16 protein-coding genes, 2 tRNA genes and 1 pseudogene are annotated in these 26,470 nt (G+C 66.2%); 6 read left to right on the plus strand and 13 right to left on the minus strand.

Annotation, left to right across the window (positions count from 1 at the left end; all coding sequences use genetic code 11):
* The first annotated feature begins 204 nt into the window (after positions 1–204).
* Entirely contained in the window at positions 205–873 is a 669-nt protein-coding gene (locus C507_RS0115070) for a response regulator transcription factor (protein WP_026319130.1), read from the plus strand.
* A gap of 30 nt (positions 874–903) precedes the next feature.
* Here the strand turns inward: C507_RS0115070 and C507_RS23570 are convergent, their stop codons facing one another.
* From C507_RS23570 to C507_RS0115090, 4 genes are all read right to left on the minus strand, one after another.
* Positions 904–1,692, minus strand: coding sequence for a response regulator (locus C507_RS23570; RefSeq protein ID WP_018700547.1), 789 nt, complete (start codon positions 1,690–1,692; stop codon positions 904–906).
* Positions 1,693–2,117: 425 nt separating this feature from the next.
* The gene (locus tag C507_RS21550) at positions 2,118–2,528 is read right to left on the minus strand and encodes a response regulator (RefSeq protein WP_018700548.1); all 411 of its coding nucleotides are present in this window, start codon (positions 2,526–2,528) and stop codon (positions 2,118–2,120) included.
* Positions 2,528–4,270, minus strand: a complete 1,743-nt coding sequence (locus tag C507_RS21555) for a sensor histidine kinase (RefSeq protein ID WP_156829321.1) — start codon at positions 4,268–4,270, stop codon at positions 2,528–2,530. The genes C507_RS21550 and C507_RS21555 overlap by 1 nt, the downstream gene beginning before the upstream one ends.
* Complete coding sequence (locus C507_RS0115090) at positions 4,260–4,763, minus strand: putative pterin-binding protein (RefSeq protein WP_018700550.1); 504 nt, start codon at positions 4,761–4,763, stop codon at positions 4,260–4,262. Before C507_RS0115090 ends, C507_RS21555 begins: the two co-directional genes overlap by 11 nt.
* A 708-nt stretch (positions 4,764–5,471) precedes the next feature.
* Here C507_RS0115090 and C507_RS21560 point away from each other — a divergent pair.
* The gene (locus C507_RS21560; RefSeq protein WP_156829322.1) at positions 5,472–5,903 is read left to right on the plus strand and encodes a group III truncated hemoglobin; all 432 of its coding nucleotides are present in this window, start codon (positions 5,472–5,474) and stop codon (positions 5,901–5,903) included.
* A 406-nt stretch (positions 5,904–6,309) separates the two neighbouring features.
* On the opposite strand, the gene holA is transcribed toward C507_RS21560, so the two are convergent.
* From holA to leuS, 3 genes are read right to left on the minus strand one after another with little or no spacing between them, the layout of a single operon-like run.
* Positions 6,310–7,338 carry a DNA polymerase III subunit delta gene (holA, locus tag C507_RS0115100; RefSeq protein ID WP_018700552.1) on the minus strand — a complete coding sequence of 343 codons (1,029 nt, stop codon included), beginning with the start codon at positions 7,336–7,338 and terminating at the stop codon, positions 6,310–6,312.
* A 55-nt stretch (positions 7,339–7,393) separates the two neighbouring features.
* Entirely contained in the window at positions 7,394–7,951 is a 558-nt protein-coding gene (locus tag C507_RS21565) for a hypothetical protein (protein ID WP_018700553.1), read from the minus strand.
* Positions 7,952–7,985: 34 nt separating this feature from the next.
* Positions 7,986–10,586: a leucine--tRNA ligase gene (gene leuS / locus C507_RS0115110; RefSeq protein ID WP_018700554.1), complete on the minus strand. Its 2,601-nt coding sequence runs from the start codon at positions 10,584–10,586 to the stop codon at positions 7,986–7,988.
* 143 nt (positions 10,587–10,729) lie between these two features.
* Here leuS and C507_RS0115115 point away from each other — a divergent pair, with 143 nt between their 5' ends.
* The 3 genes from C507_RS0115115 (at position 10,730) to C507_RS0115125 (ending at position 12,032) form a co-directional block, all read left to right on the plus strand.
* Positions 10,730–11,413 (plus strand): YggS family pyridoxal phosphate-dependent enzyme, encoded by a 684-nt coding sequence (locus C507_RS0115115; RefSeq protein ID WP_018700555.1) that lies wholly within the window; start codon positions 10,730–10,732, stop codon positions 11,411–11,413.
* A gap of 175 nt (positions 11,414–11,588) precedes the next feature.
* Positions 11,589–11,675: transfer RNA gene (locus C507_RS0115120), tRNA-Leu, on the plus strand.
* A 280-nt stretch (positions 11,676–11,955) separates the two neighbouring features.
* Positions 11,956–12,032: transfer RNA gene (locus C507_RS0115125), tRNA-Met, on the plus strand.
* A 303-nt stretch (positions 12,033–12,335) separates the two neighbouring features.
* Here the strand turns inward: C507_RS0115125 and C507_RS0115130 are convergent.
* The 4 genes from C507_RS0115130 to C507_RS0115145 all read right to left on the minus strand — a co-directional run bounded on the left by C507_RS0115130 (position 12,336) and on the right by C507_RS0115145 (position 17,492).
* Positions 12,336–13,424 (minus strand): oligogalacturonate lyase family protein, encoded by a 1,089-nt coding sequence (locus tag C507_RS0115130; protein WP_018700556.1) that lies wholly within the window; start codon positions 13,422–13,424, stop codon positions 12,336–12,338.
* Positions 13,425–13,428: 4 nt separating this feature from the next.
* On the minus strand, positions 13,429–15,339 hold the full coding sequence (locus C507_RS21575; RefSeq protein ID WP_018700557.1) for a TRAP transporter permease: 1,911 nt from the start codon (positions 15,337–15,339) through the stop codon (positions 13,429–13,431).
* 71 nt (positions 15,340–15,410) lie between these two features.
* The gene (locus C507_RS0115140; RefSeq protein WP_210162141.1) at positions 15,411–16,409 is read right to left on the minus strand and encodes a TAXI family TRAP transporter solute-binding subunit; all 999 of its coding nucleotides are present in this window, start codon (positions 16,407–16,409) and stop codon (positions 15,411–15,413) included.
* A 138-nt stretch (positions 16,410–16,547) separates the two neighbouring features.
* Positions 16,548–17,492, minus strand: a complete 945-nt coding sequence (locus C507_RS0115145; RefSeq protein ID WP_018700559.1) for a dihydrodipicolinate synthase family protein — start codon at positions 17,490–17,492, stop codon at positions 16,548–16,550.
* Positions 17,493–17,662: 170 nt separating this feature from the next.
* Between C507_RS0115145 and C507_RS0115150 the strand changes: the two genes are divergently transcribed.
* Positions 17,663–18,691, plus strand: a complete 1,029-nt coding sequence (locus C507_RS0115150; protein WP_018700560.1) for a LacI family DNA-binding transcriptional regulator — start codon at positions 17,663–17,665, stop codon at positions 18,689–18,691.
* Positions 18,692–18,796: 105 nt separating this feature from the next.
* Here C507_RS0115150 and C507_RS22860 read toward each other — a convergent pair.
* Both C507_RS22860 and C507_RS0115160 read right to left on the minus strand, forming a co-directional pair.
* A pseudogene (locus C507_RS22860) lies at positions 18,797–19,539 on the minus strand (IS5 family transposase).
* Between the two features lie 355 nt (positions 19,540–19,894).
* Positions 19,895–26,137 carry an autotransporter outer membrane beta-barrel domain-containing protein gene (locus C507_RS0115160; protein ID WP_156829323.1) on the minus strand — a complete coding sequence of 2,081 codons (6,243 nt, stop codon included), beginning with the start codon at positions 26,135–26,137 and terminating at the stop codon, positions 19,895–19,897.
* Positions 26,138–26,470: the final 333 nt, after the last annotated feature.

Below are 26,470 nucleotides of genomic sequence, written 5' to 3' on the forward strand. Positions count from 1 at the left end.
CGCACGCACTCGACGCGTCAAGTTAGTCACTCAAAAGGATTTAATCCAAAATGGAGGGAATATCGGTGCCAGATCCGAACAGGTTCTGGTTGAGTGGATGTATTTTAGAAAATATTCAAATAGCGTCGATGGGGCCGTGCCTCGACCCGCTTTCGACATGTATTACTCCCTTTCTCGACAGCATTAGGCTTTGGAGGGTCTGAGATGTATGTCGTTGTTGACAGTCGAAACAGTGTTACCGAAGGCTACATGGCCGGATTTGCACGTGAAGGCTTTGCTTCACTCGGCCTGGATTCTTCCGATTTCAAGGATTGGCTGAGCAGCGCTTCGGACGACGACATCGATGCGGTGCAGGGTTTCATTCTCGGCGAGCTCGACGAGCGCCCGGCCTTTCCGGACATAATCCGCAGCCACTCCCGCGCGCCGATCATCGCGCTGAGCGAGGAGCGGTCGCTGGATCAGACCCTTGAACTCTTCACCGCCGGCGCCGACGACGTGGTGCGCAAGCCCGTCCACACACGCGAGATCGTGGCCCGGAGCGACGCCATCTGGCGCCGGACCAACCAGGTCGAGAAGCCGGCGACGACCGGCCGTCTCCAGGTCTTCTTCAACGGCCGTGATCCGGAAATCGACGGCAAGCCGCTGCCGCTGCCGCGCCGCGAGCGCCACATCCTGGAGCACCTGGTGAAGAACGCCTCGCGCCGGGTGACCAAGGGCCAGCTCTTCAACGCCATTTACGGCTTGTTCAACGACCAGCTCGACGAGACCGTCATCGAAGGACACATGAGCAAGCTGCGCAAGAAGCTGCGACAGGCTCTCGGCCACGACGTGATCGATTCCAAGCGGTTCATCGGATACCGCTTCGTCGGCTGACCAGCCGGCCGGACCGGCGGCGAGCCCCTCCTACTTGCCGCCGGATGCCCCGTCCTGCATGCGCTTCATCTGACGATCGGTGAAGTCGCGCATGCGCTGCCTCCCCCGATCCGTCAATCGCACCACGATACGCCGCCGGTCGTCCCGGTCCGGGATCCGCTCGATCAGACCCGCGCCCTGCAGATCGTCGATGCGGCGCAGCGCCGTTGTCGTCGGCGCCCTCGACGCCAGGCAGAGGCTCGTGACCGACGTCGCCCGACCGCTGGCCTCGGCGAGCGCCAGGTCGAGCAGCATGTCCCACGCCGGATCGGAAAACAGCCCCGGGTCGAAGATGGAATCCCGGTCCGAGCGCGCCGCGATCAGCGCCTTCAGATAATCCGGCTGCTTGAAATCGGCCGCCGCCTCGGCTCCGCCGCTCGCGGGCTTCTCCTCGCTGAGCGCCATGGCGCGTTCGATGGCGTGGGCCACCTCTTCGGGAAGCACCGGTTTCTGCAGGAAATCGATGGCATGCAGGCGCAGGGCGGCGACGGCCCGGTCGAGCGAGGCATTGCCGGTGATGACGATGGCCGCGAGCGGCCGTTGCTTGCGCTTGAAGGCCAGCTTCTGAAGCAGCTCGATGCCGTTGATGTTCGGCATCTGGATGTCGGTGACGACCACGCTCAGCTCGGGATGCTCGTCCACCAGCGTCAGCGCCTCATTGGCGCTGGCGGCCGACAAGACCCTGTGCCCGAGCAGCTCCAGGCCCTCGCCGAGCTCCTCCAGCACAAGTGGATCATCGTCCACGATCAGGACCTGCGGCGCTCCGCCGCCTTCGTTCATGCTCACCGGATCAGCTCGCCCGTCGCTTCGGATCCCGTGCCGCCATGGCAGTCTTCCACACGCGCACCCATCGACTGCACCCCTGATCACGCAATGGTTTACGATCAGGGAACACGAGCGTAGTCCAACATCCCGCGCCGAACCAGCGCGCCGTGCCGGTGTCGCCCGGTTGACGGGAGCCAGCATCCCCGCACCCCCTGATATCTGACGGAGCAGCGCGGCGGCACGGGTGCGGCCGACCCGTCCGGGGCGGACTTCACCCCGCCGCCCGACAAGGCTGCATGATTCAGAAAAACTGCCCGAAATGCACGCGAATGGCGCACCAGCAGCCTGCCGGATCGGCAGACTGTCCTGCCGGGGCGCGCCGTCGACGGCGCCGCAGCGGCCCCTCACGGAGTTTTGAAGCCGTCTTATGGTTCCCGCCGCTAGGGCGCGCGGCTTTCGTCCTCGCCATGCTTCGGTTGGCGCGGCTCGAGCCGGGCCTCGAAATCAGCGACCAGCGCCTCAGGATCGACCGGCTTGACGTAGAGCGCGTCGACGCCGAGCTCCCCGGCCATGGTGGCGGGCGCGACATCGCCGGTCATGATGGCATGAATGCGGGGTCGCTGGGACTGCGGCAGGGCCCTGGCGAACCCGACCAGGGTCGCTCCGTCCTGGTCATCGATCCTGAGATCGGTGAGCAGAATGTCCGGCTTCAGCCCATTGAGCAGCATCATCATGGCTTCCCCCGCAGCGTGGCAGAGGCTGACTCGCCAGCCGGCGCCGGCGAAATACTCTGCGAGCTCCTCGGCCAGCGCGACCTCGTCGTCGCAGAGCAGGATCGAGAGACCGGCCATCACGCGACCACCTTGTCGTCGAGCGAGCGGCGGGCCTTTGGCAGGTCGATGGTGAAGCAGGCGCCGCCGTCGACGTTGAGCACGCTGATGTCGCCGCTCATCTTCCGCACGATGTTGCGCGACAGGGACAGACCGAGGCCGGTTCCCTTGTCGTCGGGCTTGGTGGTGGTGAAGGGCTCGAACACCTCGCCGATGATCGCTTCCGGAATGCCCCCCGCCCGGTCCAGCACCTCGATGCGGATCCGGTCGGCTTCGACGCGCGCACGGATGGTGATGGTCCGCTCCCGCGCGGCGCCCTCGTCCGCCTGCATCTCGAACGCGTCCTTGGCGTTCAGCAGAAGGTTCACGATCACCTGCTCGAACAGCGTCTGCTCGCCTTCCACGACGAGGTCCTCGGGCAGATCGATGTCCATGACGAAGCGGATGTTGGCCATGCGCAGCTGCTCGGCCACGAAGCTGATCGCCAGGTCGATGGTGCGGGCCAGCGGAAAGCGCTCGGACCGCAGCGACGGCTTGCGGCCGTAGCGCCTCACCTGGTCGATGATCCGCTTGGCACGCTCCACCTGCTGGTCGATTCGCGAGAGCTTCGCAGCCAGCGCCGGGGCGTCGCCGTTTTCGAGAAGCCGGCGGGAATTGGCAGCCGCCATGCGGATCACGGTGAGCGGCTGATTGATCTCGTGGGCGATCGCCGAGGCCATTTCGCCCAGGGTGGACAGCTTGGCGGCCTGCAGGATCTGGTATTCCGCGTCGCGCAGCTGCGTGGTGTCGCCGAGGATCAGAGCGCACTGGTCGCGGTCTTCCCAGACCAGCGGCCGGGTCCGCCCGCGCAGGGCCAGCAGCGTGCCGTCGCTGCGCTGGAACGAGAACGCCCCCCACGGCGCATCGACGGAGCATGCCGGCAACGCGGACCGGGCTGTGGCCACGAACCGCTCCCAGTCCTGATGGTCGGGCGAGGGATGGATCAGCGCCAGAGCGAAGCTGTTGATGAACGAGATCTTCAGGGTCTCGGGGTCGTAAACCACGATGAGCGCGGGCGTCGCCTCGATCAGCGCCCGCATGTTCTGGCGGGCGCTGGCCGCTTCCTCTTCCGCCGCGGTCATGGCGCGCAGCCTGCGGCGACCGCGCACGGTCTCCACCAGCAGAAAGATGATCAGCATCAGGCCGGACAGGATCAGCAGCGCTCCGGGCAGGACCTTCGGATTCTCCGCGATGTCCAGTTCGCGCTCGTGCAACCCGATCTGGTAGGTGATCCAGGCCCGCTCGATTTCCTGGACCGTGGACTGCACCGCGTCGAGGTCGGCGCGCACCGCCTCCAGAGCGGCGCGGATACCCGGGGCCGGCGCCTCCAGCCCGCCGGAATCGAGGTAGCTGTCGAGCATCCGCCCGAACGCCACCAGATCCTCCCGCCAGCGTTCGATGCCGGGCAGGGCTCCGTTGCCCTCGGTGCGATTGAGCAGTGGAAGCCTCGATCGCAAAATGGCCAGTCGGAGCCGCGCGTCGGAGAGCCGCGACGCGCTCGGATCGACCAGCGCAAGCTCGATCGCACCGATCGCCTTCACCACTTCCAACTGGGTCTGGTAGGCGTGCCAGCCGGACGTGCGCGCGCTCGTCGACAGCGCCTCGCGGCTGCGCTCGTGCTGCCGGTAGAGCATCGGAACGCTGGTTACCAGCCCGATACACGTCAGCACGACCACGATGGTGAGAAACGGCGACCAGCCGGCCCCTGCACGGCTAGTCGACAACGAATTCGACCTCTCTGACCTGCCAGACCATCCGGCTGAAATAGCGCGCCGTGCCGAGGACACGCGGATTGGCGTCGATGGGGAACATCACCCAGAAAGGGCCCTTGTCGCGGATCATCATGCGCTCGCCGTTTTGCCGGACAGCGAGGATGGCACCGTGCTCCGTCCAGTCCGTTGATTCCAGATCGTGAACATAGTCGTTGAGGGCGACGACGGTCGCTTTCGATGCGGGCTGCGGACCCATCGCGGCCAGCGTGGCAATGGCCGGACCGGAAAAACGGGAGACGCCGTCCGTCCACGGGGTGGACGTGTCGATCGCCTGCTGCTCAAGGCCCTCCACCGCATCGACGTCCAGAACCTCCTCCTTCAGCACGCCACCGTCCGACGCGACCCAGCGCAGCGTCAGCGGGATCGTCGGCTCCTGTGTCCAGCCCGATAGCGGAGCGACCGCTGCGAAGACACACACCAGCGAAAGCTTGATGATCCAGCTCATCAGCGGGTCCCTCCCGTTCCAGCGATCACATCCATGCGGGTCTTGCGGCCAAAATCGATCCGACCGCGTGCCCATCGTGCGACCGCAGCGGGCAGATGTCGATCTTTGCACGACCCCACCCGCCGGACGACCCGGATTTCGCTCCATTGTGGCATCGACCCGGCAGTTTCGGCTTGGCAGCGCACAATCTTGCCCGGGAGGTCCGCGCGGCCAGCTTCGCACAAGCCCGAAGGTTTAGGGTCTCACTTGTCAGAGGCCGATGCCGACAGCGGTGCTTCGGAACCCGCCCCCGGCTTCAGACCACCAGGATCAACGGTCTTGGGGACATCGCCTGACCCTCCCACCTCGAGGCGGTGTCCACGAGAGGCCCGGCCCCGGTTACCCAGGGCCGGGCTGCTCCTGTTGAGGCCTATGGCGCGATGCACGCACAACGCAAGCCTCGCACAAGCGTACCCATTCAAGATTACAGCGCTCCAACGAGGGCAGCGAGCCGGTGACCCCAAGCCGGCCCGCGCAACTTTCCTCGAGGGTGCGGCCCTGTCCCTCCTCCCCCACGAGGGGGCCGCACCCTACCTCGAGGCCCGGACCGCCCTTTCCTCGTGGTCCGGGCCTCGTTTTCCCCTGCTTGGGCCGCGTGGGCCTTTCGCCCCGGCTGCGTCGTCCCGCCGCTTGCGGCGCGTCCGCCGCTGCGTCACCCTCCCAGTCGCCATGACCGAGCCCTCTTCATCCGCACCGGCGGGCAGCCTGCTGCGCGCGCCGCTTCATCCCGCCATCACGGAGGCGATGATCCGAACCCTCGTCACCCGCTTCTACGGACGGGTGCGGGAGGACCGCGAGCTTGCGCCCATCTTTGCGGCCGAGGTCGACGACTGGGATGCCCACATCGACACGCTGTGCGATTTCTGGTCGTCGATCACGCTGAAATCCGGCCGCTATCATGGCCGGCCCATGCCGGTTCACGCCCGGCTGGCGGGCGTTCGTCCCGAGCATTTCGAAACGTGGCTGGGTCATTTTCGCGACACGGCCCGCGAGGTGTGCGGCGATGTGGTCGCCCCGCTCTTCATCGAGCGCGCAGAGCGCATCGCGGAAAGCTTCAAGCTGGGCATGTTCTACCGCCCCGACCGTCCCTGGCCGGGCTAGAGACCGCACGTTCCCGGACGGAAAACCGGTGCCCACTTTTCCTGGCTTTGCTCTTCCCCCGCAATCGCGGACGGAAAACCGCATTCGCCCTTTTCCTGCGATTGGCTCGTTTAGCCGCAATCGCGGACGGAAAACCGCAAGGGCACTTTTCCTGCGATTGCTTGATCAGCCCGCAACCGCGGGCCGGCCGGTCAGGCCGCCCTCCCGGAGCCGGTGAGTGCAAGCGAACTCGGCGTGATTAGACTCTTCTCTCGCAAAGCCGGACGGAAAACCGGTGCCCACTTTTCCTGGCTTTGCTCTCCCCCGCAATCGCGGACGGAAACCGCATTCGCCCTTTTCCTGCGATTGGCTCGTTTAGCCGCAATCGCGGACGGAAAACCGCGAGAGCACTTTTCCTGCGATTGCTCTAGCGCCGTCGACGGGCGGCCTGGGCCAGCGCGAGAAAGGTGTCGGCCACGAGTTCGTCGGCCAGCCCAGGCGAGCGCCTCGTGTTCAGAACCGTGTCGGCGAGCCGGCGCTGGGCGCGGATCAGCTGCTCCGACGACCAGGCGCGCAGCATCGTCTTGATGGCCGGTTTGCGGCGGAAAAAGATCCGCGGCTGCACCCCGTCCACCACGGTGTCGGCGGCGAGGCCCTGGTCCACCTGCGCCCGCATTTTCTGGAGCGACTGGGCCAGGCGCAGCGCGAAGCCGGCCGTCACCGAGGGATGCGTGCCCGCCGCCTGCAGCCGCTTCAGCCGGCGGATGGCGCCGGCCGCATCGCCGAGAAAAGCCGCGTCCACAGCCTCCTCGATGGACAGCGCCGCACTGTCGCCCACCACCGCCTGCACGTGCTCCAGCCGGATCTCGCCGTCACCGTGGGCGTAGAGACAGAGCTTGGTGATCTCCGAGCGGCTGCCCGCCCGGTCCGAACCAAGCAACGCGTGCAGCGCTTCCCGGGCCTCGCCGCTGACGGTCAGGCCGTGATGCGCCGCTTCCTGCTCCAGAAGCCGATCGATATCGCGGGCGCTGTCGGCATAGCAGGGCACCACCAGCGAAGCGCCGTGCTTCTCGAGAGCCTTGCGCACCGGCGAGGTCGGCCGCAGATCGCCGGCCTCGATGACGATCTGCGCATCCGTGGGCGGGTCGTCGAGAAGCGGTTGGATCGCCGCCATGATGTTGCGGCTGCCGATGTCGCGGACCCAGACAACCCGCTTGCCGCCGAACAGCGCGATGGTGCGAGCCTCGTCGCTGAGCCGGCCGGGGTCGGAGCCGAGTTCGTCGCCGTCGATCCGCACCAGGCCGAAGGGATCCTCTTCGCCCGAGGCGCGCTTCAGGATCTGCCTGGCCCGTTCCCCGACCAGGCCGTGATCCGGCCCGTAGACGAGCACCAGCGGCGGCAGCTCGGCCGCTTCGGCAAGACGCCGATCGATATCCTGGGGCTTCAGGACGGCCATGCACACCCCTGGTCCGGCGACCGGCCGCACCCGGGCCGGGTTGCCCTGTGAACGATCAGTCGACCGGCGCGGAAGCGGGCGCGGCGGCGACGGCGGGCGTCACCTTCGGCGCAAGCGGTCGCGGATTGGCGGAGAAATAGGCCGCCAGCCGGTTGGAAATGTCCTCTGCAACGGCCCGGCCGGCACGGTCCTGGGCGTCGATGGCGGCGCGCGCGTTGGCAAAGCGCTGGGTGGAATAGTCGTAGGTGGCCGTGGCGAAGCTGGTGCCGGTGAGGAGCGTCAGGCCCGTATCGGCATCGGAAAGCACGAAGTCGACCCCCAGCGTCACCGAGATCGCGGTCGGCTCGTCGAGGGTCACAGGCACGGCCAGCGAGGCCGTCCGGTCGTTGGTGAGATAGGTGAACCTGTAGCGCACCGGGGCGGGATCGCCGCCGCCGTGCAGCCGGAACGTCAGCTCGCGCACGAACTCCAGCAGCGACCGGGAGCCGGCCGGCGGCACGGAGACGGCGGCGAGGTGGGCCTGCACGTCGGCGTTGCTGGCCATCCCGACGTCGCCATAGAGCGGCTTCACCTGGCAACCGCCCAGCGCGGCAAGACCGACGGCGACAACCATTCCGGCGCAAAGGGACCGGGCGGTGCGAACTGTCTCAGACGACCACATTGACGATCCTTTGCGGGACAACGATGACCTTCTTCGGCGAGCGGCCGTCCAGGTGACGGCGGACGTCTTCCATTTCCAGCACGGCGCTTTCGATCTCCTGCGGCGAAGCGGAGCGCTCGACATGGATTTCGGCGCGCTTCTTTCCGTTGATCTGAATCGGCAGAGTAACCGTGCTGTCGACGAGAAGCGACCGGTCGACCTCGGGCCAGGCCGCGCGGGCGAGAAGCCCGTCATAACCGAGCGCCGCCCAGCCTTCCTCGGCAAGGTGCGGTGTCATCGGTCCGATGATCTGCAGGAGATAGCGCAGCGCCTTCTTGAGCACCGGCGCGATGTCGGAAGAGCTCACTCCCGTTGCCATGTACGGGTGCAGCGCGTTGACGAACTCGTAGACGCGGGCGACCGCGCGGTTGAACGCCAGGCTCTCGATGTCGTTCTCCACCGCCGCGGCGGCGCGGTGCATGGCCTTGCGGATAGTCTCGGCATCGGCGCCCGAGCCGTCGCCTTCCCTGACGCCCTTCAGCGCCGGTGCGGCGTCCTGCACCATCCGCCAGACACGCTGGATGAAGCGGTGGGCGCCTTCCGCGCCGGCCTCGGTCCACTGGATGTCGCGCTCCGGCGGCGTGTCGGACAGCATGAACCAGCGGGCGGTGTCGGCACCGAAGGATTCGATGATCGCGGTCGGGTCGACCACGTTCTTCTTCGACTTCGACATGGACTCCACCGGGCCCACGGTCACCGGCGCGCCGGTCTTCGCATGGACGTGGGCGCCATCGCGGACCACCACGTCCTCGGGGAAAAGCCAGGCGCCCGCCTCGTCCTTGTAGGTCTCGTGGGTGACCATGCCCTGGGTGAACAGGCCCGCGAACGGTTCGTCGAGCCGAGCGTGGCCGGTCTTCTTCATGGCGCGCAGGAAGAAGCGCGAATAAAGCAGGTGCAGGATCGCGTGCTCGACACCGCCGATATACTGATCGACCGGCAGCCAATGATCGACGGCCTCGACCTCGGTCGGCGCGGGCGAATGCGGCGCGGTGAACCGGGCGAAGTACCAGGACGAGTCCACGAAGGTGTCCATCGTGTCGGTCTCGCGGCGCGCCGGCTTGCCGCACTCCGGACAGTCGACCTTCGACCAGGTCGGATGATGGTCGAGCGGATTGCCCGGACGGTCGAAGCTGACGTCGGCGGGCAGTTCCACCGGCAGGAAGCGCTCAGGCACCGGTACCGTGCCGCAGGCCTCGCAGTGGACCATCGGGATCGGACAGCCCCAGTAGCGCTGGCGCGAGATGCCCCAGTCCCGCAGGCGGTAGTTGACCTGGCGCTCCGCCTGCGGGGCGCCGTCCAGCGCGCGCTTTTCCAGCCGGGTGGCAACCACGTCCTTGGCGTCTTCGATGGAGAGGCCGTCGAGGAAGCTGGAATGGTAGATGGTGCCCGGCCCGGTATAGGCCTCGTCGGCGATGGTGAAGACGGCCGGATCCGCATCCGGCGGCAGCACCACCGGCGTCACCGGCAGCCCGTAGGCGCGGGCAAAATCCAGGTCGCGCTGGTCGTGGGCCGGGCAGCCGAAGATGGCGCCGGTGCCGTACTCCATCAGAATGAAGTTGGCCACAAAGACCGGCAACGTCACGTCCGGCTGGAAAGGATGACGGGCACGCAGGCCGGTGTCGTAGCCCTTCTTGTCGGCGGTCTCGATGGCCAGCGCGCTGGTGCCGAGCTTGCGGCACTCGGCCTGGAAGTCGCGCAGGGCCGAATCGCGCTCGCCGGCGGCGATCGCCAGCGGATGGTCCGCGGCCACCGCCAGGAAGCTGGCCCCGAACAGGGTGTCGGGCCGGGTGGTGAAGACCTCCAGGTCTGACGAGCCGTCCGGACCGCGCCCGGTGAGCTCGAAGCGCACGCGCAGGCCTTCCGACCGGCCGATCCAGTTCTTCTGCATCAGCCGGACCTTTTCCGGCCAGCGCTCCAGCCCGTCGAGCGCCTCAAGCAGCTCCTGGCTGTAGTCGGTGATGCGGAAGAACCACTGGGTCAGCTCGCGCTGCTCCACCAGCGCACCGGAACGCCAGCCGCGGCCCTCGATCACCTGCTCGTTGGCGAGCACCGTCTGATCCACCGGATCCCAGTTCACCTTGGCCGTCTTCCGGGCGACCAGGCCGGCCTTGTAGAAGTCGAGAAACAGGCGCTGCTGCTGCTGGTAGTAGCTGACGTCGCAGGTGGCGATTTCGCGGTCCCAGTCGATGGACAGGCCCATCTGCTTCAGCTGGCCGCGCATGTGGGCGATGTTGGAGTAGGTCCAGTCGCGCGGATGCACCTTGTTCTGCATCGCCGCGTTCTCCGCCGGCATGCCGAACGCATCCCAGCCCATCGGGTGCAGCACGTTGAAGCCCTTCGCCCGCTTGTAGCGCGCGATGACGTCGCCCATGGCGTAGTTGCGCACGTGGCCCATGTGGATGCGCCCCGAGGGATAGGGGAACATCTCCAGCACGTAGTATTTCTGGCGGGGGTCTTCGTTACGGGTGCGGAAAACGCCGTGCGTCTCCCACTCGCGCTGCCAGCGCATTTCCACGTCGCGGGCGTTGTAGCGCTCCGGTGTCGTCATCGGACGGAATCTGCTCGTGTAGAGGGGGCCTGGTGCGGTGTCGGCAGACAGTCACCAAAAATCGGCACCCCGGTCAACTGGAACCGCCGGGGGCGGGTTTGCTAAGGAAGGGCCCGGCAACCCGGCAAGGACAAGGCACGAGCATGAGCGCGAACCCATCGGAACGGCTGGACGCGGTGACCCACGCCATCGAGCGGGCGGAACGCATCGCCGGGCGCGCGAAGGGATCCGTGACGCTGATCGCCGTCTCCAAGACCTTCCCGGCCGAAGACGCCGAGGCGCTGATTGCGGCCGGCCAGGCGGTGTTCGGCGAGAACCGGGTGCAGGAAGCGAAGGCCAAGTGGCCCGCCCTCAAGGAAACCCATCCGCACGTCGAACTGCACCTGATCGGGCCGCTCCAGTCCAACAAGACGAAGGAGGCGGTGGCGCTGTTCGACGCCATTCATACCGTCGACCGGGAGAAGATCGCCGCGGCGATCGCCGCCGAGTGCGCCCGCCAGGACCGCCGTCCTGCCCTGTTCGTGCAGGTGAACACCGGCGAGGAACCGCAGAAGGCGGGCATCCCGCCGCGCGAGGCGGTGGCCTTCGTCGCCCGCTGCCGGGAGGTGCACGGGCTCGCCATTGCCGGGCTGATGTGCATTCCGCCGGTGGAGGATGAGCCGGGGCCGCATTTCGCCCTCCTCAAGAAGCTGGCACGCGAGGCCGACGTGGCGGGCCTGTCCATGGGCATGTCGGCGGACTTCGAGACGGCGGTGTCGTTCGGCGCCACCCACGTGCGGGTCGGCTCGGCGCTGTTCGGCACCCGGCCGAAGCCGGACAGCGCCTGAAGCGGGGCGCAAGCGCCCGTCCGCCGGCCCACGCCGCGCGAACCGGTCGACAGGGGACGGATTTCCGGCTAGGAGCACGAGCCGGGCCGGGTGCGCACCTTCCGCTGGCGCTCCCGCCCCCACGGGCCATGCCGCCGCGCTCCCTGGAGCCGGCATGTCGAGGCCTCGGCGCGATGCGGGTGTGGCGGAATTGGTAGACGCGCCGGACTCAAAATCCGGTTCTGGCGACAGAGTGTCGGTTCGAGCCCGACCACCCGCACCATCGCTATTCCGGACGCTTCCCTCCAAATCCACCGTTCCAGTCCCGGCATGACCCGCCACCGGCTCACCCGATCCGGCGACGGCGCGAACGATCTGCGCACCGTGGTCGCTGCGCGAACGCGCGCGAAAGTGCGCAGATCCGCGCGGTACGGACCGGTGCTCGCCTGCGCGACGCCCCGAAAGCTTGTGCGGGCCTGTGCAGTTTCGGTGGAGATGACAAAAAAATGTCGCTGGCCCCTTTCACCCGGCAGGGGCGTTTGCTACATGAGCTTCACCGCTGACGCGGGGTGGAGCAGCCCGGTAGCTCGTCAGGCTCATAACCTGAAGGTCGTAGGTTCAAATCCTACCCCCGCAACCAAAAGTCCGAAGTAAAATCAATGCTTTGTAAAAACGCCCCGACCTCCGGCCGGGGCGTTTTTGCGTGATAGGGACAAATTAGGGACAGCTCCGTCGAGCTGCACTCTAGGCCGGAGTGAGTTCGCTGGCCTGACCGCTGTTGAGCGGTCAGCCAGGGTAATCCGCTTTGCGAATGTACTTACACCACAGAGTTGGCGATCTTCAGCATGCCGCGACCGTCAAACGCTCTACGTTGATCGGTCGGCCTCAAACACGCAGCCGATCTATCGTCACCGGCACCTATGTCAGTCATCGATTGAGGCGATCACAAGTCGCCGGAAGCAACGTAGAGCTGGGCGGTGCCGCTACGGTCGGAGGTGAACACGATCTGCCGACCGTCCGGGGAAAAGCGGGGGTGGGGATGGGTGTGCTGAGGCGCGTAGACCTTCACCGGTCCGTTGGCGTAGGGAAATGGCCCGGCCCAATGCTCGCCCATCGAGCTTGCCTCAGGCCGGCAGACGAAATGGGCGCGCTGCCGGTTCCGCTCGGCGAGGTCGAGCAAGTGGATCCCGATGTCCGGAAAATTGGTGTCGCAGACCAGACGCCGTCCCGATGCGTCGGGGGCGCCGTGCCAGACCGGAAAATCGGTCAACATCCTGACCTCGCCGGTGGCGACGTCGATCTCGCCCAGGCCGTTCGGCCAGTCGACGAACAGGATCGAACGGTGTCCCGGACGCCAGACCTCGTGGGTGATCCATTGCAGATCGTGGGTGCGCCGATGCATCCGCCGATCCTGCCGGCCGCTGCGGTCGGTCACCCAGACCCTGTCGGTCATCGGGCCGGCATACAGGATCAGGTCGTCGTCGTCGGGACAGAACTGCGGATGGCCGATGGTGGCCTTTTCCAGAAACACCTCGGCCGAGCCCCGTTCGGTGTCGACCATCCAGAAGCGGGTGATGGCGCCGTCGCGGACGGGAACCGCCCACCAGCGTCCGCCAGCCGACAGCGCCGTGGTGCCCATCGCCGCCCCGACCATGCCCTTCTCGCGCATCTCGGCGGCGCCGAAATGGATCAGACACTCGCGCTCGCCGGTGGTCGGCGAGACCCGGTAGCCTGACTGACCAGCGACGTAGTAGATCCAGCGGCCGTCCCTGGACGGAATGACCGACCATTCGGCGAGCGCCTCCTCATCGGTGAGCTGGATCAGCTCCAGGCTTTCCTGATCCTCGACGAAGATCTCCGGCCGGCCGGTGCGGTGGGATAGAAACACGAGCCGCAGCATCGCCTGATCGAACGCATCCACGAAGAAGAAGGGATGGTGTTGAATCGACGGGTGGGTCGTCACCTGGCGCAGGGTGCGCCCATCCTTATCGGTCCAGGTCCGGCCTTCGGCAGGCCATGTCCGCCACGCCACTTCGCTACTCCGCGGGTTGAATGAAGAGGTGATTGCCGACCGTCCGCCAATGCAGGCGGAAGGCGAGGTATGCGGCTGCCAGGACGCCCCAGCCGATGACAATTCCGGCGAGCCAGAGTGGCGATCCGAACGGTTCAATCACAGCGAGGATGCCAGCAACAGCGACGACCATCCGGAGCGGCAGCGCGAGCGGCCGGCCGCACCATCCGCCGAAAGCGACCGCCCACAGCGCGGTAGAGACCATCAGCGCGAGCGCGCTCGTGGCGATCGCCCCGGCGCTGCCCTGGCCCAGGATCGCGGGATCGAACACGAAGCCGAAGGGGATGAAGAAGGCGACGAGGCTGAGCCCGAACGCCGACATGCTCGTCTTCATCGCCGATGCCTGGCCGACGCCGGCCGCCGCAAAGGAGGCGAGCGCCACCGGCGGCGTCACCATTGACAGGACGCAGTAGTAGAAGATGAAGAAGTGGGCGGCGAGCGGCTCGAGACCGAGCTTCTGCAGGGCCGGGACGTAGAGCACCGCGCCGATGATGTAGGCGGCGACCGTCGGCAGCCCCATGCCCATGATGATGCAGCCGACCATCGCCAGGCCCAGCGAGGCGTAGATCGACCCTTCCGCCAGCGACAGCAGGGACGCCGCGAACTTCAGCGCCAGGTTCGACTGAACGGCGACGGCGATCACCAGCCCGATGGCAGCGATGGGAACCGCGACCTCGGCCGCCTGGCGGGGGGCGTTGCGCAAGCCGCCGACGATGCGCTCGCTGCCGATCCAGGTGCTGCGGCGGAGGTAGGGAACGACCAGGCAGCTCAGTGTCGCGAACACGGCGGCGTAGGACGCCGAATAGCCGTAGACGAGCGCCGTGACGAGAACGATCGGCGGCAGCAGCAGGTGAATGCGCGGCAGGAGCGGCGCGGTCTGCGCCACCTCCTCGGCCGTCATCGCGCGCTGGCCGTCGCGCCGTGCCACCAGGTCGACGACGAGCAACAGCGCCAGATAGAAGGCGACGGCCGGGATGAGGCCCGCCAGCGCGATGCGCGCGTACGGAACGTTCAGCATCTCCGCCATGATGAACGCCGCCACGCCCATCACCGGCGGCATCAGCTGCCCGCCGGTCGACGCGATCGCCTCGATGCCGCTGGCCTGGTGGCCCCTGAAGCCGCAGCGCTTCATCAGCGGTATGGTGAACACGCCGGTGGAGACGACGTTGGCGACGGCGCTGCCGGAGATGGAGCCCATCAGGCTCGACGCGATGATCGCCGTCTTGGCGGTGCCGCCGACGGCCCGGCCGGCAAGCCGGATGGCGAGGTCGATGAAAAGCTGGCCACCGCCGATGGCGGCATAGAAGGCGCCGAAGAGGATGAAATAGAAGACGAAGTCGACCGAGGTGGAGGTCGTGATGCCGAGCACGCCGGCCGTCGTCATGGTGCTGATCTCGATCGCTGCGTCGAGGGTGAAGCCGCGGAACGAGAGCCAGCCGGGCAAAGCCCCGCCCAGGAAGGCGTAGGCGATGAACACCAGAAGTACGGCCACGAGAATCCACCCGACGGCGCGCCGCGCACCCTCGAGCAGCAGCGCGATCAGGATGGCGCCCGCCCAGATGTCCACCGGGAAGACCGGCGAGACGTTCTCCATACGGGTGGTCAGCCGCTCGAAGCCGGTGAGGTAGTAGGCGGCGACGGCGAGCGTCGCGGCCAGCACCAGAGCGTCCAGGGCGATGCGCAGCGCGCGCGGCATCCAGGGCGCTGTCAGCGGCCGGCACAGGAATAGAAGCACCAGCGCGAAACAGAGATGGACCGGGCGCTGGAACATCGGCTGCTGCGGTTCCAGCAGGATCCAGCCCTGAAACGCGATGAACGCCAACCCGATCAGGAAGATCGCGGAACCCAGAACGGAGGGACGAACCTTCGAGGGCATGGACAAGCCTCCTCGGCGGTGTGAGCCGCACCGGGTGGCGCCGGCGGACGCCCGCGCCACCCGGCCCGCGCCTACAGCCAGCCACGCTCCTTGTAGTAGCGAATCGCGCCGGGATGCAGGTCGATGCCCACATTCTCTGGCTTCCACCCCTCTTCCGGGTTGAAGTTTCGCCATGCCGCATGGGCCTCGCCCATCGCCCCGGCGTTCTCCACCAGCGCCTTGGTGATCTGGTAGGCGACCTCGTCGTCCAGCGAGGCGCTGGCGATCAGAACCGTGCCGAGGTTGGCGCCGGTGTTGGCCTTCGTCTGGTCCTCGAACCAGGGTCCGTAGGTGCCCGGCTGCAGACCGTTCTCGGCGAGCAGGTCCATCGCCTTCGGCGGAATGTCGAGGAACACCACGTCCGAGGTCAGATTGACCTCCGTGATCGTGGGATGCCCCTTGATCATGGTGTCGATGTAGATGTCGGCGTTGCCATTGCGGAGCTGATCGGGGATCTGGGCGGCGGCGACCTGGATGACGTCTCCGCCGTCCTCCTTGATCTTGTCGAAGCTCGAGCCGTAGGCCTCGAGGATCATTTCCGCGGTCGGTACGGCGCTCGATCCGGTCGGCTTGATGAGGAGCCGGATCGGCTCGCCCGAGGTGATGATTTCCACGAGGTCCTCGGTTCCGGCCTTGTCGATGAACTCCTTGCGGGCCATGGCGCCGACATAGACGCTGTTGAGCCCGCCGACGAGGGCGCGGATGTCGGGCGCGGACGCCCCCTGATAGAGGTCGGCGCCATCGCGGGCCCAGACCGCCGTCGCGACGTTGGACAGCGCGATTTCCGCCTTGCCGTTCTCCACCACCATCGGATTGGCCACGCCGCCGCCGCGGGCGATCACCTCGACCGAGTTGTTGCCGAGAATCGGCTCGATCATCTGTTCCAAGGTCGCCGCGAACACGTACCACGACGACCCTTCCCGCATGGCGCCGATGCGCACGTCCTGGGCCTGGGCCGGGACCACCGCCGCGAACGCCGCGGATGCGGCGATGATCGCCGAGCCGAGGCCGAGCTTCATTGACTGGATCACGATATTCCTCCCTGGTTTTTCTTTCCGGCTCGGGGGGCCCGATCGCGCCGCGCCCCCCTCCTCCGTTGCAGTCTCATCCGTGCTGCCGGACGGCGCCTTCGCGAACGAACGGCGCGGCCGGTCCTTCGGGTCGCCGGATCAGGCGGCCTTGGTCTGCCGGGCGGCGGCGAAGCCGGCCGCCTCCATCGCCGCCTGGATCTCCCGCTCCGCGGCTTCGCCCAGCGGCTGCAGCGGTTCGCGAACGGTCGCGTGGTCCAGAATGCCGCGATGCACGAGGCCGATCTTCAGCGCCACGGTACCCTCCATGTGCGACCCGCGATGATAGATCGCCTGGGTCACGGGCAGCAGCCGGTCGTGGATCGCCCTGGCGCCGGCATAGTCCTGCGCCTTGCCGACTTTAATCAGCTCGACCAGCGGCTCCGGCGTAACCGACCCGTAGCCGACGAGGAGACCGTCGACGTCGAACATCGTCGGCAGCAGCCACTCGTCGTGGCACGACAGGATCTGAAGATCCGGATGGGCGGCGCGCAACTGCGGAATCTCAGTGTACCAGCGGCGCATGTTGCGCACGCCGTTCTTGGTCGCCACCACGCCCGGCTGACCGGCGATCTCCAGCTGCGTCTCCAGATCGTAGGTGGCCTTGGTCGCGTCGGGGTACTGGAACAAGATGCACTGCAGCCCCGATTCCTCGTAGATGGCGCGGTAGCGCTCCTGCGGGGCGCCCTTCTGGAAGCCGAACCGCAGCCAGCCGTGGTTCGGGTAGACGAGGGCGCCGGTGGCGCCGGCTTCCCGCGCCCGCTTCGCCTCGAGGGCGGCGACCTTGGTGCCTTCGCCGGTGATGCCGGCGACGATCGGGATGCGGTTGTCGACGGCTTCGGCGTAGGTGCGGATGAGCGCCACCTGCTCGTCGGACGTCAGGAACGTCCCCTCGCCGGCGTGGCCGAGGATCACGAGACTCTTGACCCCGTCGATCGAGGCGAGCCAGCGGGCCACCTTGGCGTTGGCATCGTGATCGACCTCACCGGACTTGGTGAAGGCGGTGACCGGGGCGGGGTTGAGCCCGCGAAGATCCATGACAGACATCGGCATTTCCTTCCAGCATTGTCTGTGGGAACGTTCCCATTCCTGCGCCGGCGTGTTCGCACTTGCGAGAAGGGATCGTTTGTGGGAACGTTCCCAGATAACGGTCAGGCGAAAGATGAGTCAAGGGGAATGTGCGGGCGTGCGGAGCGGCGAAGGGCGAGGACGGTAGGGTGACCGGCGAGATCGATTCAGCGGAGCGGAAGCCCCGCGTCACCATTCTCGACGTGGCGGCGGCAGCGGGCGTCTCGAAATCCACGGTCTCGCGGATCCTGGACGACCGTCTGCCGCGTTCTGACAGTGAGACCGCGCGCCGGGTGCGCAAGGTCGCCGCGGAGCTCGGATACGTCCGCGACGTCTCGGCGGCCAGCCTGCGCCGCGGGCGGACGATGACGATCGGGGTGATCGTGCCGCGGCTGACCGACACGGTCATGGCGATGCTCTACGAGGCCATCGCGCGGGCCTGCGGGCGCACCGGCCAGTTCGCCATCGTGGCCACCACCAACGACAACCCAGACGCGGGCCGCGAAGCCGCCGACACCCTGCTCAGCCGCGGCGTCGACGGGCTGATCCTGTCGACCACGCGGATGGACGACGACTTTCCCTCCCAACTCGACCAGCGCGGCGTGAATTATGTGCTGACACTGAGGACAGACGGTCAGAGCCCAGCATCGGTTGGTGACGACCATCTCGGCGGCTACCTCGCTACCCGTCATCTCCTCGACCTGGGCCACCGCCACATTGGCCTCATCGCGGGACCATCCTACGCGTCTAGTTCCGCGAACCGGGTGGCAGGGTACCGACAGGCGATGACCGAGGCAGGCGTGGAGATTGAGCCGGACTGGATCGTGAAATCGACATTCGGAATGGATGCTGGGGGCGATGCCGCGCATCGGCTGATGGAGCTCAACCGGCGCCCGACGGCGATCTTCGCTGTGAACGATAATACAGCAATCGGCGCACTGTCGGCGTTGTCGCAAATGGGCCTGTCGGTCCCAAACGACATATCCCTCGTCGGCTACAACGATATTCCGCTGGTCAGCCGGCTGCCGACGCCCCTGACTTCGGTCCGTGTTCCCTTCGACCAAATCGCCACGTCCGCGCTTGAGCTTCTGGAGCTTGGCGCGGGACGGCGGGGGGACCGCCTCAGGGTCGCCACCCCATCCCTGATTCCCCGTCAGTCGACCCGTCCGTTAAAGTAGACAACAGTCACATCATCTTTTCCGCTCTCGAAGAAACCCATCGCGGCGGACTGTTTCCGGGTGACGGCGTCCAAGGCGGTTCTTCATCTCACTTAGGGTCTGGACTCATAACCAGTTGCTGACGGTTGCTGCGATGCAGACTTCGGCAAGGAAGTTGGTTGCCGATCGCTCATAGCGTGTGGCGATGCGTCGGAAGTCCTTGAGCCTCCCGAACATGCGCTCGATGGCGTTGCGGTCGCGGCAGAGGAAGGGCGAGAAGCAGTTTTTCCAGCGCCGGTTGGCCTTCGGCGGAATGTTGGGCATTGCCCCTTTGCCTCAACCTTGCGGCGGATCGCGTCGGTGTCATAGCCCTTGTCGCCGAGCAGCATCCGGCTCCTTGGCATCCGCTCTGCGGCGGTGCAATCGGCAACCTGGCCGCCCCTTCAGGAGCAAGACGATTGGACGACATCGGCCGTCGGGCAGGGCATGGATCTTGGTGGTGCGCCCGCCGCGGGACCGGCCGATTACTTGAGCGCGCTCCACCCTTTGCCGCAGGATGCGCGGCGGCGCGCTTTCACCGCCGAGGAACGATCAAAACCTGTGCCGGAGGCCCCTGCGTAGGCCAGAGCATGGAAGATCTCCAGCCCCAAACGCCTTTGGCGGCCCATCGGACGAAGCGATTGTAGAGGGTCTTGCGAGGTCCGTAGACCGATGGCGCATCAACCCAGCAACCGCCCGACTTCAGCACATGCACGATGCCGCTGATCACACGGTGATCGTCGACACGGCTTGCCGCGCGTATCGGTCGGAAGCAACGGCTGAAGCCGCGCAAACTGGTCTTCACTGAGCCAGAAGCAATCACGATCCATCGGTGATCTTCCTTCAGAGACCGTGAAACACGAACCCGCCTCCAACGGAATCCCTTTTATGGGTCCTCACCCTAGGAAGGTAATGGTGTGCTACTCGACGCAATTGTACTCCTGCCACCTTGAGACCGGACGGTGGCCCCGGTCGGGGCTGCATTTTCGGGACAAGGTCGAAAGATGCGGGCCTACCGCGCCGGGGGCGAGCCGCTTCCGCCAGTCGCCTCATGACGACGCGACGAATGGAACTGTGCCTACGACGGATCGGTGCGGTTGCTTCACGGGCAGAACACCGCATTTTATCGCTTGATGTTGCGTTCGACCATTAGGCCGCATTGGCCCTTTGTTCTGCGGCAAGCAATCAGAAGCGATAGCTTAACCGCCCAGAGATGTTCTGGTTTAGGAAGTCACTGTTTCCCTGGGCTTCATATTCGACACGCAACTCCAGCCCTTCGCCGGACACAATCTCCGCCCCAAGCGCGCCCTTGCCGTAGAATTCAGAGCCGTCGAAAACATTGCTGTGGCCTTGGTCACCAGCGGCGGCACCTTCGAATCTGACCGCGTGTTCCCAGTCCCTGTCGTTCCAATAGGTAAAACCGGCGCGGGCGTACGCGCGCATGGTACCGAGTCCGAGATCGATCCGGCGCCCCACCTCCAGGCTAGGACTGATGGCAGCCTGATAGTCGCTTTCGGCTCCGTAGTGCAGGTTCCAATCACCCGCCCCGCTCTCGTTGTAGCCCGGAACGTGAAGATAGACTGCATCGAGGTCGACCATCGGCTTGGCGTAAAAGCGACCTAGGTCCGCATAGTAGGCAAAGCGGACGCGGCCGGCCAGCGTATGGGCATCATTGCTGGAGGTGGCGAGCGGAAAGAGCCCATTCGGAAGGCGAGCCAACTCGGAGGCGACCAATCGAGAGGTGTCGGCCGTTGCATAGGTGTAGCTTCCCGACACTGCTATTTCCCAAGCGTCGTGGATACGCTTCTTCACAACCAGACCGACGGCGTAATCGTTGGCATTGGACCCATGGGTGCCGTCGTTGCTGTCGAGGTTCGACTGGCCGAGTGAAAGAGCTCCGCCCAGAAACCAATCGTTCTCGAGCGCCTTCTGGCCGCCCATCTGGAAGGCGCTCCAATCAATGTCGTAGCCGTTAATTCCGGAGGAGTTGTATTCGGTGTGTCGACCTCCGACGACCCGTGACCAGACGCAGCTCTCCTCCATAAGAAAGGCCGATGTGCCGACGAAGACTGGGCACGAATGCAGCGCGTTCGCGAAGCGCTGCGCGGTGACCGGCGCAGCCGATGCGGCAGCTGCGCTGCCTTCGCCAGACACGCCTTCCAACGCGTCGTTGTAGGCCGCTTCCTGGCCGACAGGGATGTTGGCCAGCTGCACCAACTCGTCAGAGAGTTGACCGACGGTACCGCCCTCCCAGGCGCGCTGGAAGTTCGCAGCTATGTTCTTGGCGGCCGAGGATTGCACCGCGCTATTGTTGAACTGCAGTCCATCGAACGACACGGTCACATTGCGACGATCGGTCGTGACCGACGACGAATACTGGGCGGCCAGCGTATCCCGTGCCGCTGGATCGCCGGTGATCAACTCTTGAGCCGTAAAGACGGTGACCGGTTTAAGGCCAGAAGGTGCTGGCAAGGTGGTCAGGTAGGGCGCAACCTCGCCATTCATCTCAGCCTTGCCGGTTACCGTCAGTATGTCGGCCTGAGCGCCGTTGAAGTCGATATCGGCCTGCAGAACACCAGCCTTCGTCAGGACGTAGGTGCTGACGTCGAACCGGCTGGCCGCGATCTTGCCAACGCCCCCGACATTGGTGAGACCGGCGTCCGTGAACGTGTCGGACCCTTTTGTGTAGGTGCCCAGATCGTCGCTGGGGGTGCCGTTCACCAGGAGTTCGCTCGAAATCGGATACCAATAGGCATCCCCGGTCGAGTTGTTGATGATCACGTTCGGCCCTGGATAGAAGGTGCCGTTGTTCTGGAAGCTGTTCTTGGCGCTGCGCCCGAGATCCACATCGCCAATGATCGTGCCGTTGTTGATCACGGAGACCTGGGAGATTCCGTCTGCAGACTGGAGTGCGGCAACGGCGAAGCCTCCGGTGCCCGCCGACACGCTTCCGCCGGCAATGGTGATCGTGTTCTGGCCACCGCCGATCAGGGCAATGCCGGCGCCACGGTTGCCTTTTCCGCCGACAATTGTGCCGTTCGTGGTCACGCCGATCGTGGGGATGGCCGTGAAGGAGATATCGCCGCCGACCGTGTCCGTGCCTCCCGTCGCTTCGGCAAAGATACCGACGGAGTTTTTGCCGGTGGCCGAGATTGCGCCGGTGTAGTCGATTTCGATGTCACCGCCGCCCCCGGGAGCGCCGTTGTGGGCCTCGGATCCGTGCAGCGTGATCATGCCGTCATAAGTGCCGACTGCGCCGCCGCCGCCGCCCACGGATTGGGCGAAGATGCCATGAGCACCGATGTTGCTGGTGGTGATGCTGGCCCTTGCGCCCTCCTCGGTGCGGATGGTGATCTTGCCGCCATTTCCACCATTGCCGCCAACATTGTCGCGGCCGCTTCCGAAGTTGAGCCCCCACGAGCCGGTGACGCCGCCAGCCTGGCCGCCGCCGCCTCCGATGGACTGGGCCACAATACCGGCTGCCCCCACACCGGTGGTTTTGATGGACAGTCCCTCTTTGAGGGTCACCTTGACTTCGCCGCCGTTGCCGCCCGCACCGCCATCTGCGCCGATCTGCACATTGGCGATCCCGACCGGGCCGGAGTTGGCGCCGCCAAGACCGCCGCCCCCGCCGACCGACTGAGCGAACACGCCATAGGCATCGTCGCCTGACGTCTTGATGGTCGATCCGGCGGTGATCGAAACCGTCCCGCCGTCGCCGGAGTTGCCGCCCTTCGTGGCGAAATTGAAGCTCAGCCCCAGCGAGCCGCCGCTCGCCCCCGCCGCCCCGCCGTCCGGGGATCCGGGGGTGGTATAGATCTGCGCATCGTCGCTGACGCCCGGATTGCCATCCGTCTGGCCCGTCGTCTGCTGCGTAAGATACTGAAAATCCTGGAAGTTGACGGCGATCGTGCCGCCACCACCACCGACCGACTGGGCGACGACACCGTGCGAGTGAGCCCCCTTGGTCGTGACCGGACCCGTATTTGTCACGTCAACCGAACCGCCGGCACCGGATGTGCCCGAGCCGCCGCCGAACTGGAACGAGGTGTTCGCGACTGCTGAAGACTTGTCGAGAGCGGAGCCACCGGTGCCGCCACCGCCACCGACGGATTGCGCGAACACGCCCATTGAGAAGGCTGAGTTCGTCGTCACTGAGCCGGAGTTGGTGACCGTCACGGCTCCACCGTCGCCGGCCGAGCCGCCGGCCCCGCCGACGTTCACGTCGATGTTTACGAGCGCGGCGCCGGCGCCCGTCGCAGCTCCGCCAACGCCGCCGCCGCCGCCGATCGACTGGGCAATGATGCCCTCCGCCTTGTCGCCCCACGTTGTGATGGTGCCATCGTTGGTGACGGTAACGTCTCGACCGTCTCCGGCCACGCCACCCTTGCCGCCCACGTTCACCGACTGGCTGGCGCTGTATTTCGACGTTTCGCCGCCGACCTTGCTGGCCAGATCCTTCAGTTTGCTGCTGAGCGCCTTGAGCGTATTCGCCGCAGCGCTGCCCGTTGCGAATGCTTGCGACGCCGACGCGGAGCCGCCGGTGCCGCCGCCGCCGCCGATCGATTGGGCGACGATGCCGGAGCCGCCGTCCTGTTGCGTCGTGATCGTACCCGCCTTCTCGTTGGTCACGTCGACCGAGCCGCCGGAACCGCCGGAGCCACCGGTGCCACCGACGCCGACGTTCGCCGCCTCCGTCGTCGAAATACCGATCGACTGGGCCCCACCGCCGTTGCCGCCGCCGCCGCCCACGGATTGGGCGAAGATGCCGCGCGAGCCCTGACCGTCGGTCTCGATCTCCCCGGCATTGGTGACGGAAACGGCAGCCCCGTCACCGCCCTTGCCGCCTCTGCCGCCGACGGAGACTGAAGCGGTGAAGTTCTTTCCCGTGGGGATCACGCCCGGCACGGCGTAGGACGCTCCGTTCCCACCGGTGCCGCCGCCGCCGCCGATCGACTGGGCGTGAAGCGCATCGGCGAACTGCCCATCCGTAGACAGCGAAGCTTCGTTCTTGACCGTGACCGTGCCGCCCGAGCCGCCGTCGCCGCCTTTGGCGCCCACCGTCACAGTGGCGCTTCCGGAGTTGAAGCCGTTGATCGCGGCCGAATAGCCCGTTGCGTCACCGCCAGCGCCGCCACCGCCGCCAACGGATTGCGCCAGAAGGGCGCCGGACATATCTCCCGTGGCGTCCACGGAGGCGTAGTTGTTGACCGCAACGTCCCCGCCTTTGCCGCCGCCTCCGCCTTTGCCGCCGATATCGACGGCCACCGATCCGGACGGGATGGAGGAGGGGGCGCCGAGAGACAGACTCACACCGGTGGACGAGCCACCGGTGCCGCCACCGCCACCCACAGACTGGGCGAAGATGCCGTAGGAATTGATGTCCTTGACCGTGATTTCAGAGATGTTGTTGACGTTGACCGTGCCGCCGTCGCCACCGTCTCCGCCGGTTCCTCCGAGGCCCACCTGCACGGAGTAGGCCGCTCCCGCCGTGAGTTCCGTTGGCAGGCCGAGCGCCACGCCGAGTGTCGCCCCTCCGTCGCCGCCACCTCCACCGACCGATGACGCGTAGATGCCGTAGGAGCTGGCCCTTTCGGTGAGGATCTTGCCGGAGGGCGAGGCTGGCTTGGACGTCACGTCGGAATTGATGGAGACCGCGCCGCCGTCACCTCCGTTGCCGCCGTCACCGCCAATCGTGACACTCGCGAACAGACCGAAGTCGTAAGCGCCGCCCCCTTGTCCGCCACCACCGCCGATCGACTGAGCCTGGATGGCGTGCGAGTTCGCCGCCTTGGTGGTGACGGAGCCGGTATTGGAGACGCTGACATCGCCGCCATCCCCGCCGCCGCCTCCGGTTCCGCCCATGGAGAAGGGACCGAGGATCGAGAAGCTCGTGCCGCCGTCGCCGCCACCCTGGGGGGGAGCAGACGATTGCACAGTTTCTCCGAGCAGGATGCCACCGCCACCGCCGACGCTGAGCGCGGTGATGCCGGGTGAGCCCTGGCCGGACGTGGTCACGGAGCCGGCGTTGGTCACTGTCGCTTTGCCGCCGGAGCCTGCAGCTCCACCATCTCCGCCGAGCGAGACCGCTGCTGAGTCGGCCTTTCCACCGCCCCCGCCAACGCCTCCAAGCGACTGGGCGATGATACCATAGGCTCCCTGGCCACCGGTCGTGATCAAGCCTTTGGTTTCGTGGGTTACGGTCGCCGTTCCACCGTTGCCGCCGCCGGCGCCCGGGGTCCCGTCAGACACGATAAGGCCGATCTGTCCGGTTCCGTCACCCCCGGCGCCTCCCTGAGACTGCGCGACAATCCCGTGCGCGGCATCGCCCGAGGTCGTGACTGTGGCAGCAGACGTGATCTCTGCGGTGCCGCCGTTTCCGCTGCGTCCAGCCTGGCCAGACCGGACATCAAGCGAGATGTCGACCGCTCCGGAGTTTCCGCCCGCACCGCCGTTCGCTTCGGCGAGAACGCCCGGCGACGAGTCGGTCGATGTCGTCACGGTCGTGCCGGCATCAAGCGTCACTTTCACGGCCCCTCCGGCCCCACCGTCGCCTCCGGCATTCGGCTTCGACGTAAAGCCTGCCTGGTTCGGGCTGCCGTCCGTCCCGTCACCGCCGTTGGCGGTTGCGAGGATGCCGGGCGAATTGGTGCCGGTCGTCGTGATAGAAATGCCAGTTCCGGTGACCGTGACGGTGCCGCCGGCACCACCTGCACCGCCGTTCGTCCCGGTGTTGCGATTGGATCCGTTCGCTGTACCGCCGTCACCGCCGTTGGCCCTGGCGACAACGCCGGCGCCGTTGGTTCGGCTGGACGAAATCGATCCCGACAATTTCGCGGTGGTCGTGCCTCCCGAGCCGCCGGTGCCGGCTGTCCCGGTTCCACCTCCCGAAGGATTGCCGTCACCTCCCACGCCGCCATCGGCGATCAGATTGACCGCTCCGGCACCCGTCGCGGCGCTGACGAGGTCCAGAATGAATTCGACTGCGCCGCTTCCGCCCGTATCGCCGACCAGATTCGCTTCGATTGTGAGGTCTATCGTGCCGCCCGCGCCGCCGGTGGCTCCGTTTTCCGGGCTGGTGAACGAATAGGCGCCCGTATAGGCGTTTCCTCCCTTTCCTCCCGTGACAATGACGGATACCGGGCCGGTGGGGCCGTCCTTGATCGGTCCGCCAGTCACCGTGGCCGTCACAGAGCCGCCTTCGTGTCCGGGACTCGCATGGGTCTTCGATCCAAAATATGGATCGTCCCCATCTGCACCATTGCCACCCACAAGGGTGATCAAGAGCGGCTCGCCCTTGACGCTGACAGTCTCCGCGGAGCCATCCACCGTCAGTGCGGACCAGCTGAATGTGGTCACGAAAAGCGTGATCACAGTCTTGCTAACGGCGAGTGTCAGTCGATTATTCGTTCGACGCTGGCGGTGCATCTTCTTTCTCTGGACGACTGAAGGGATAGGGCAACGCCTCTTGAGAGGAAGCCCCAAAAACAAGCAGGGCCAAAAAGCAGAAAGAGGCGTCAAATTCTTAAGTCGGAAATATAACGTGGACCATATGACGGATTAATGCCAAATTTTCTCAGATTTCGCGATTTCTCTCATAATGACCTTTGTTCCGATCCCAACACTATGACGAAGACCGGGATCGACGGCTGAGAGAGCGGTCCGCCTTGCCGCTCAGAAGCGGAAGGAGGCTTCGGCGGAGAAGGTGTGGCCGGTGAGGTTGTCGCGGATCTCCGCCTGGTAGGAGGCGCCGAAGGCGAA

Origin of the sequence: Amorphus coralli DSM 19760 (assembly GCF_000374525.1) — a bacterium.
GTDB classification, from domain to species: Bacteria; Pseudomonadota; Alphaproteobacteria; order Rhizobiales; family Amorphaceae; genus Amorphus; species Amorphus coralli.

What these genes read in the sequence shown, in the direction of transcription:
- C507_RS0115070 (WP_026319130.1), top strand. Translation starts at nt 205, where the DNA reads ATGTATGTCGTTGTTGACAGTCGAAACAGTGTTACCGAAGGCTACATG.
- C507_RS23570 (WP_018700547.1), bottom strand. Translation starts at nt 1,692, where the DNA reads ATGAACGAAGGCGGCGGAGCGCCGCAGGTCCTGATCGTGGACGATGAT.
- C507_RS21550 (WP_018700548.1), bottom strand. Translation starts at nt 2,528, where the DNA reads ATGGCCGGTCTCTCGATCCTGCTCTGCGACGACGAGGTCGCGCTGGCC.
- C507_RS0115090 (WP_018700550.1), bottom strand. Translation starts at nt 4,763, where the DNA reads ATGAGCTGGATCATCAAGCTTTCGCTGGTGTGTGTCTTCGCAGCGGTC.
- C507_RS21560 (WP_156829322.1), top strand. Translation starts at nt 5,472, where the DNA reads ATGACCGAGCCCTCTTCATCCGCACCGGCGGGCAGCCTGCTGCGCGCG.
- holA (WP_018700552.1), bottom strand. Translation starts at nt 7,338, where the DNA reads ATGGCCGTCCTGAAGCCCCAGGATATCGATCGGCGTCTTGCCGAAGCG.
- C507_RS21565 (WP_018700553.1), bottom strand. Translation starts at nt 7,951, where the DNA reads ATGGTTGTCGCCGTCGGTCTTGCCGCGCTGGGCGGTTGCCAGGTGAAG.
- leuS (WP_018700554.1), bottom strand. Translation starts at nt 10,586, where the DNA reads ATGACGACACCGGAGCGCTACAACGCCCGCGACGTGGAAATGCGCTGG.
- C507_RS0115115 (WP_018700555.1), top strand. Translation starts at nt 10,730, where the DNA reads ATGAGCGCGAACCCATCGGAACGGCTGGACGCGGTGACCCACGCCATC.
- C507_RS21575 (WP_018700557.1), bottom strand. Translation starts at nt 15,339, where the DNA reads ATGCCCTCGAAGGTTCGTCCCTCCGTTCTGGGTTCCGCGATCTTCCTG.
- C507_RS0115145 (WP_018700559.1), bottom strand. Translation starts at nt 17,492, where the DNA reads ATGTCTGTCATGGATCTTCGCGGGCTCAACCCCGCCCCGGTCACCGCC.
- C507_RS0115160 (WP_156829323.1), bottom strand. Translation starts at nt 26,137, where the DNA reads ATGCACCGCCAGCGTCGAACGAATAATCGACTGACACTCGCCGTTAGC.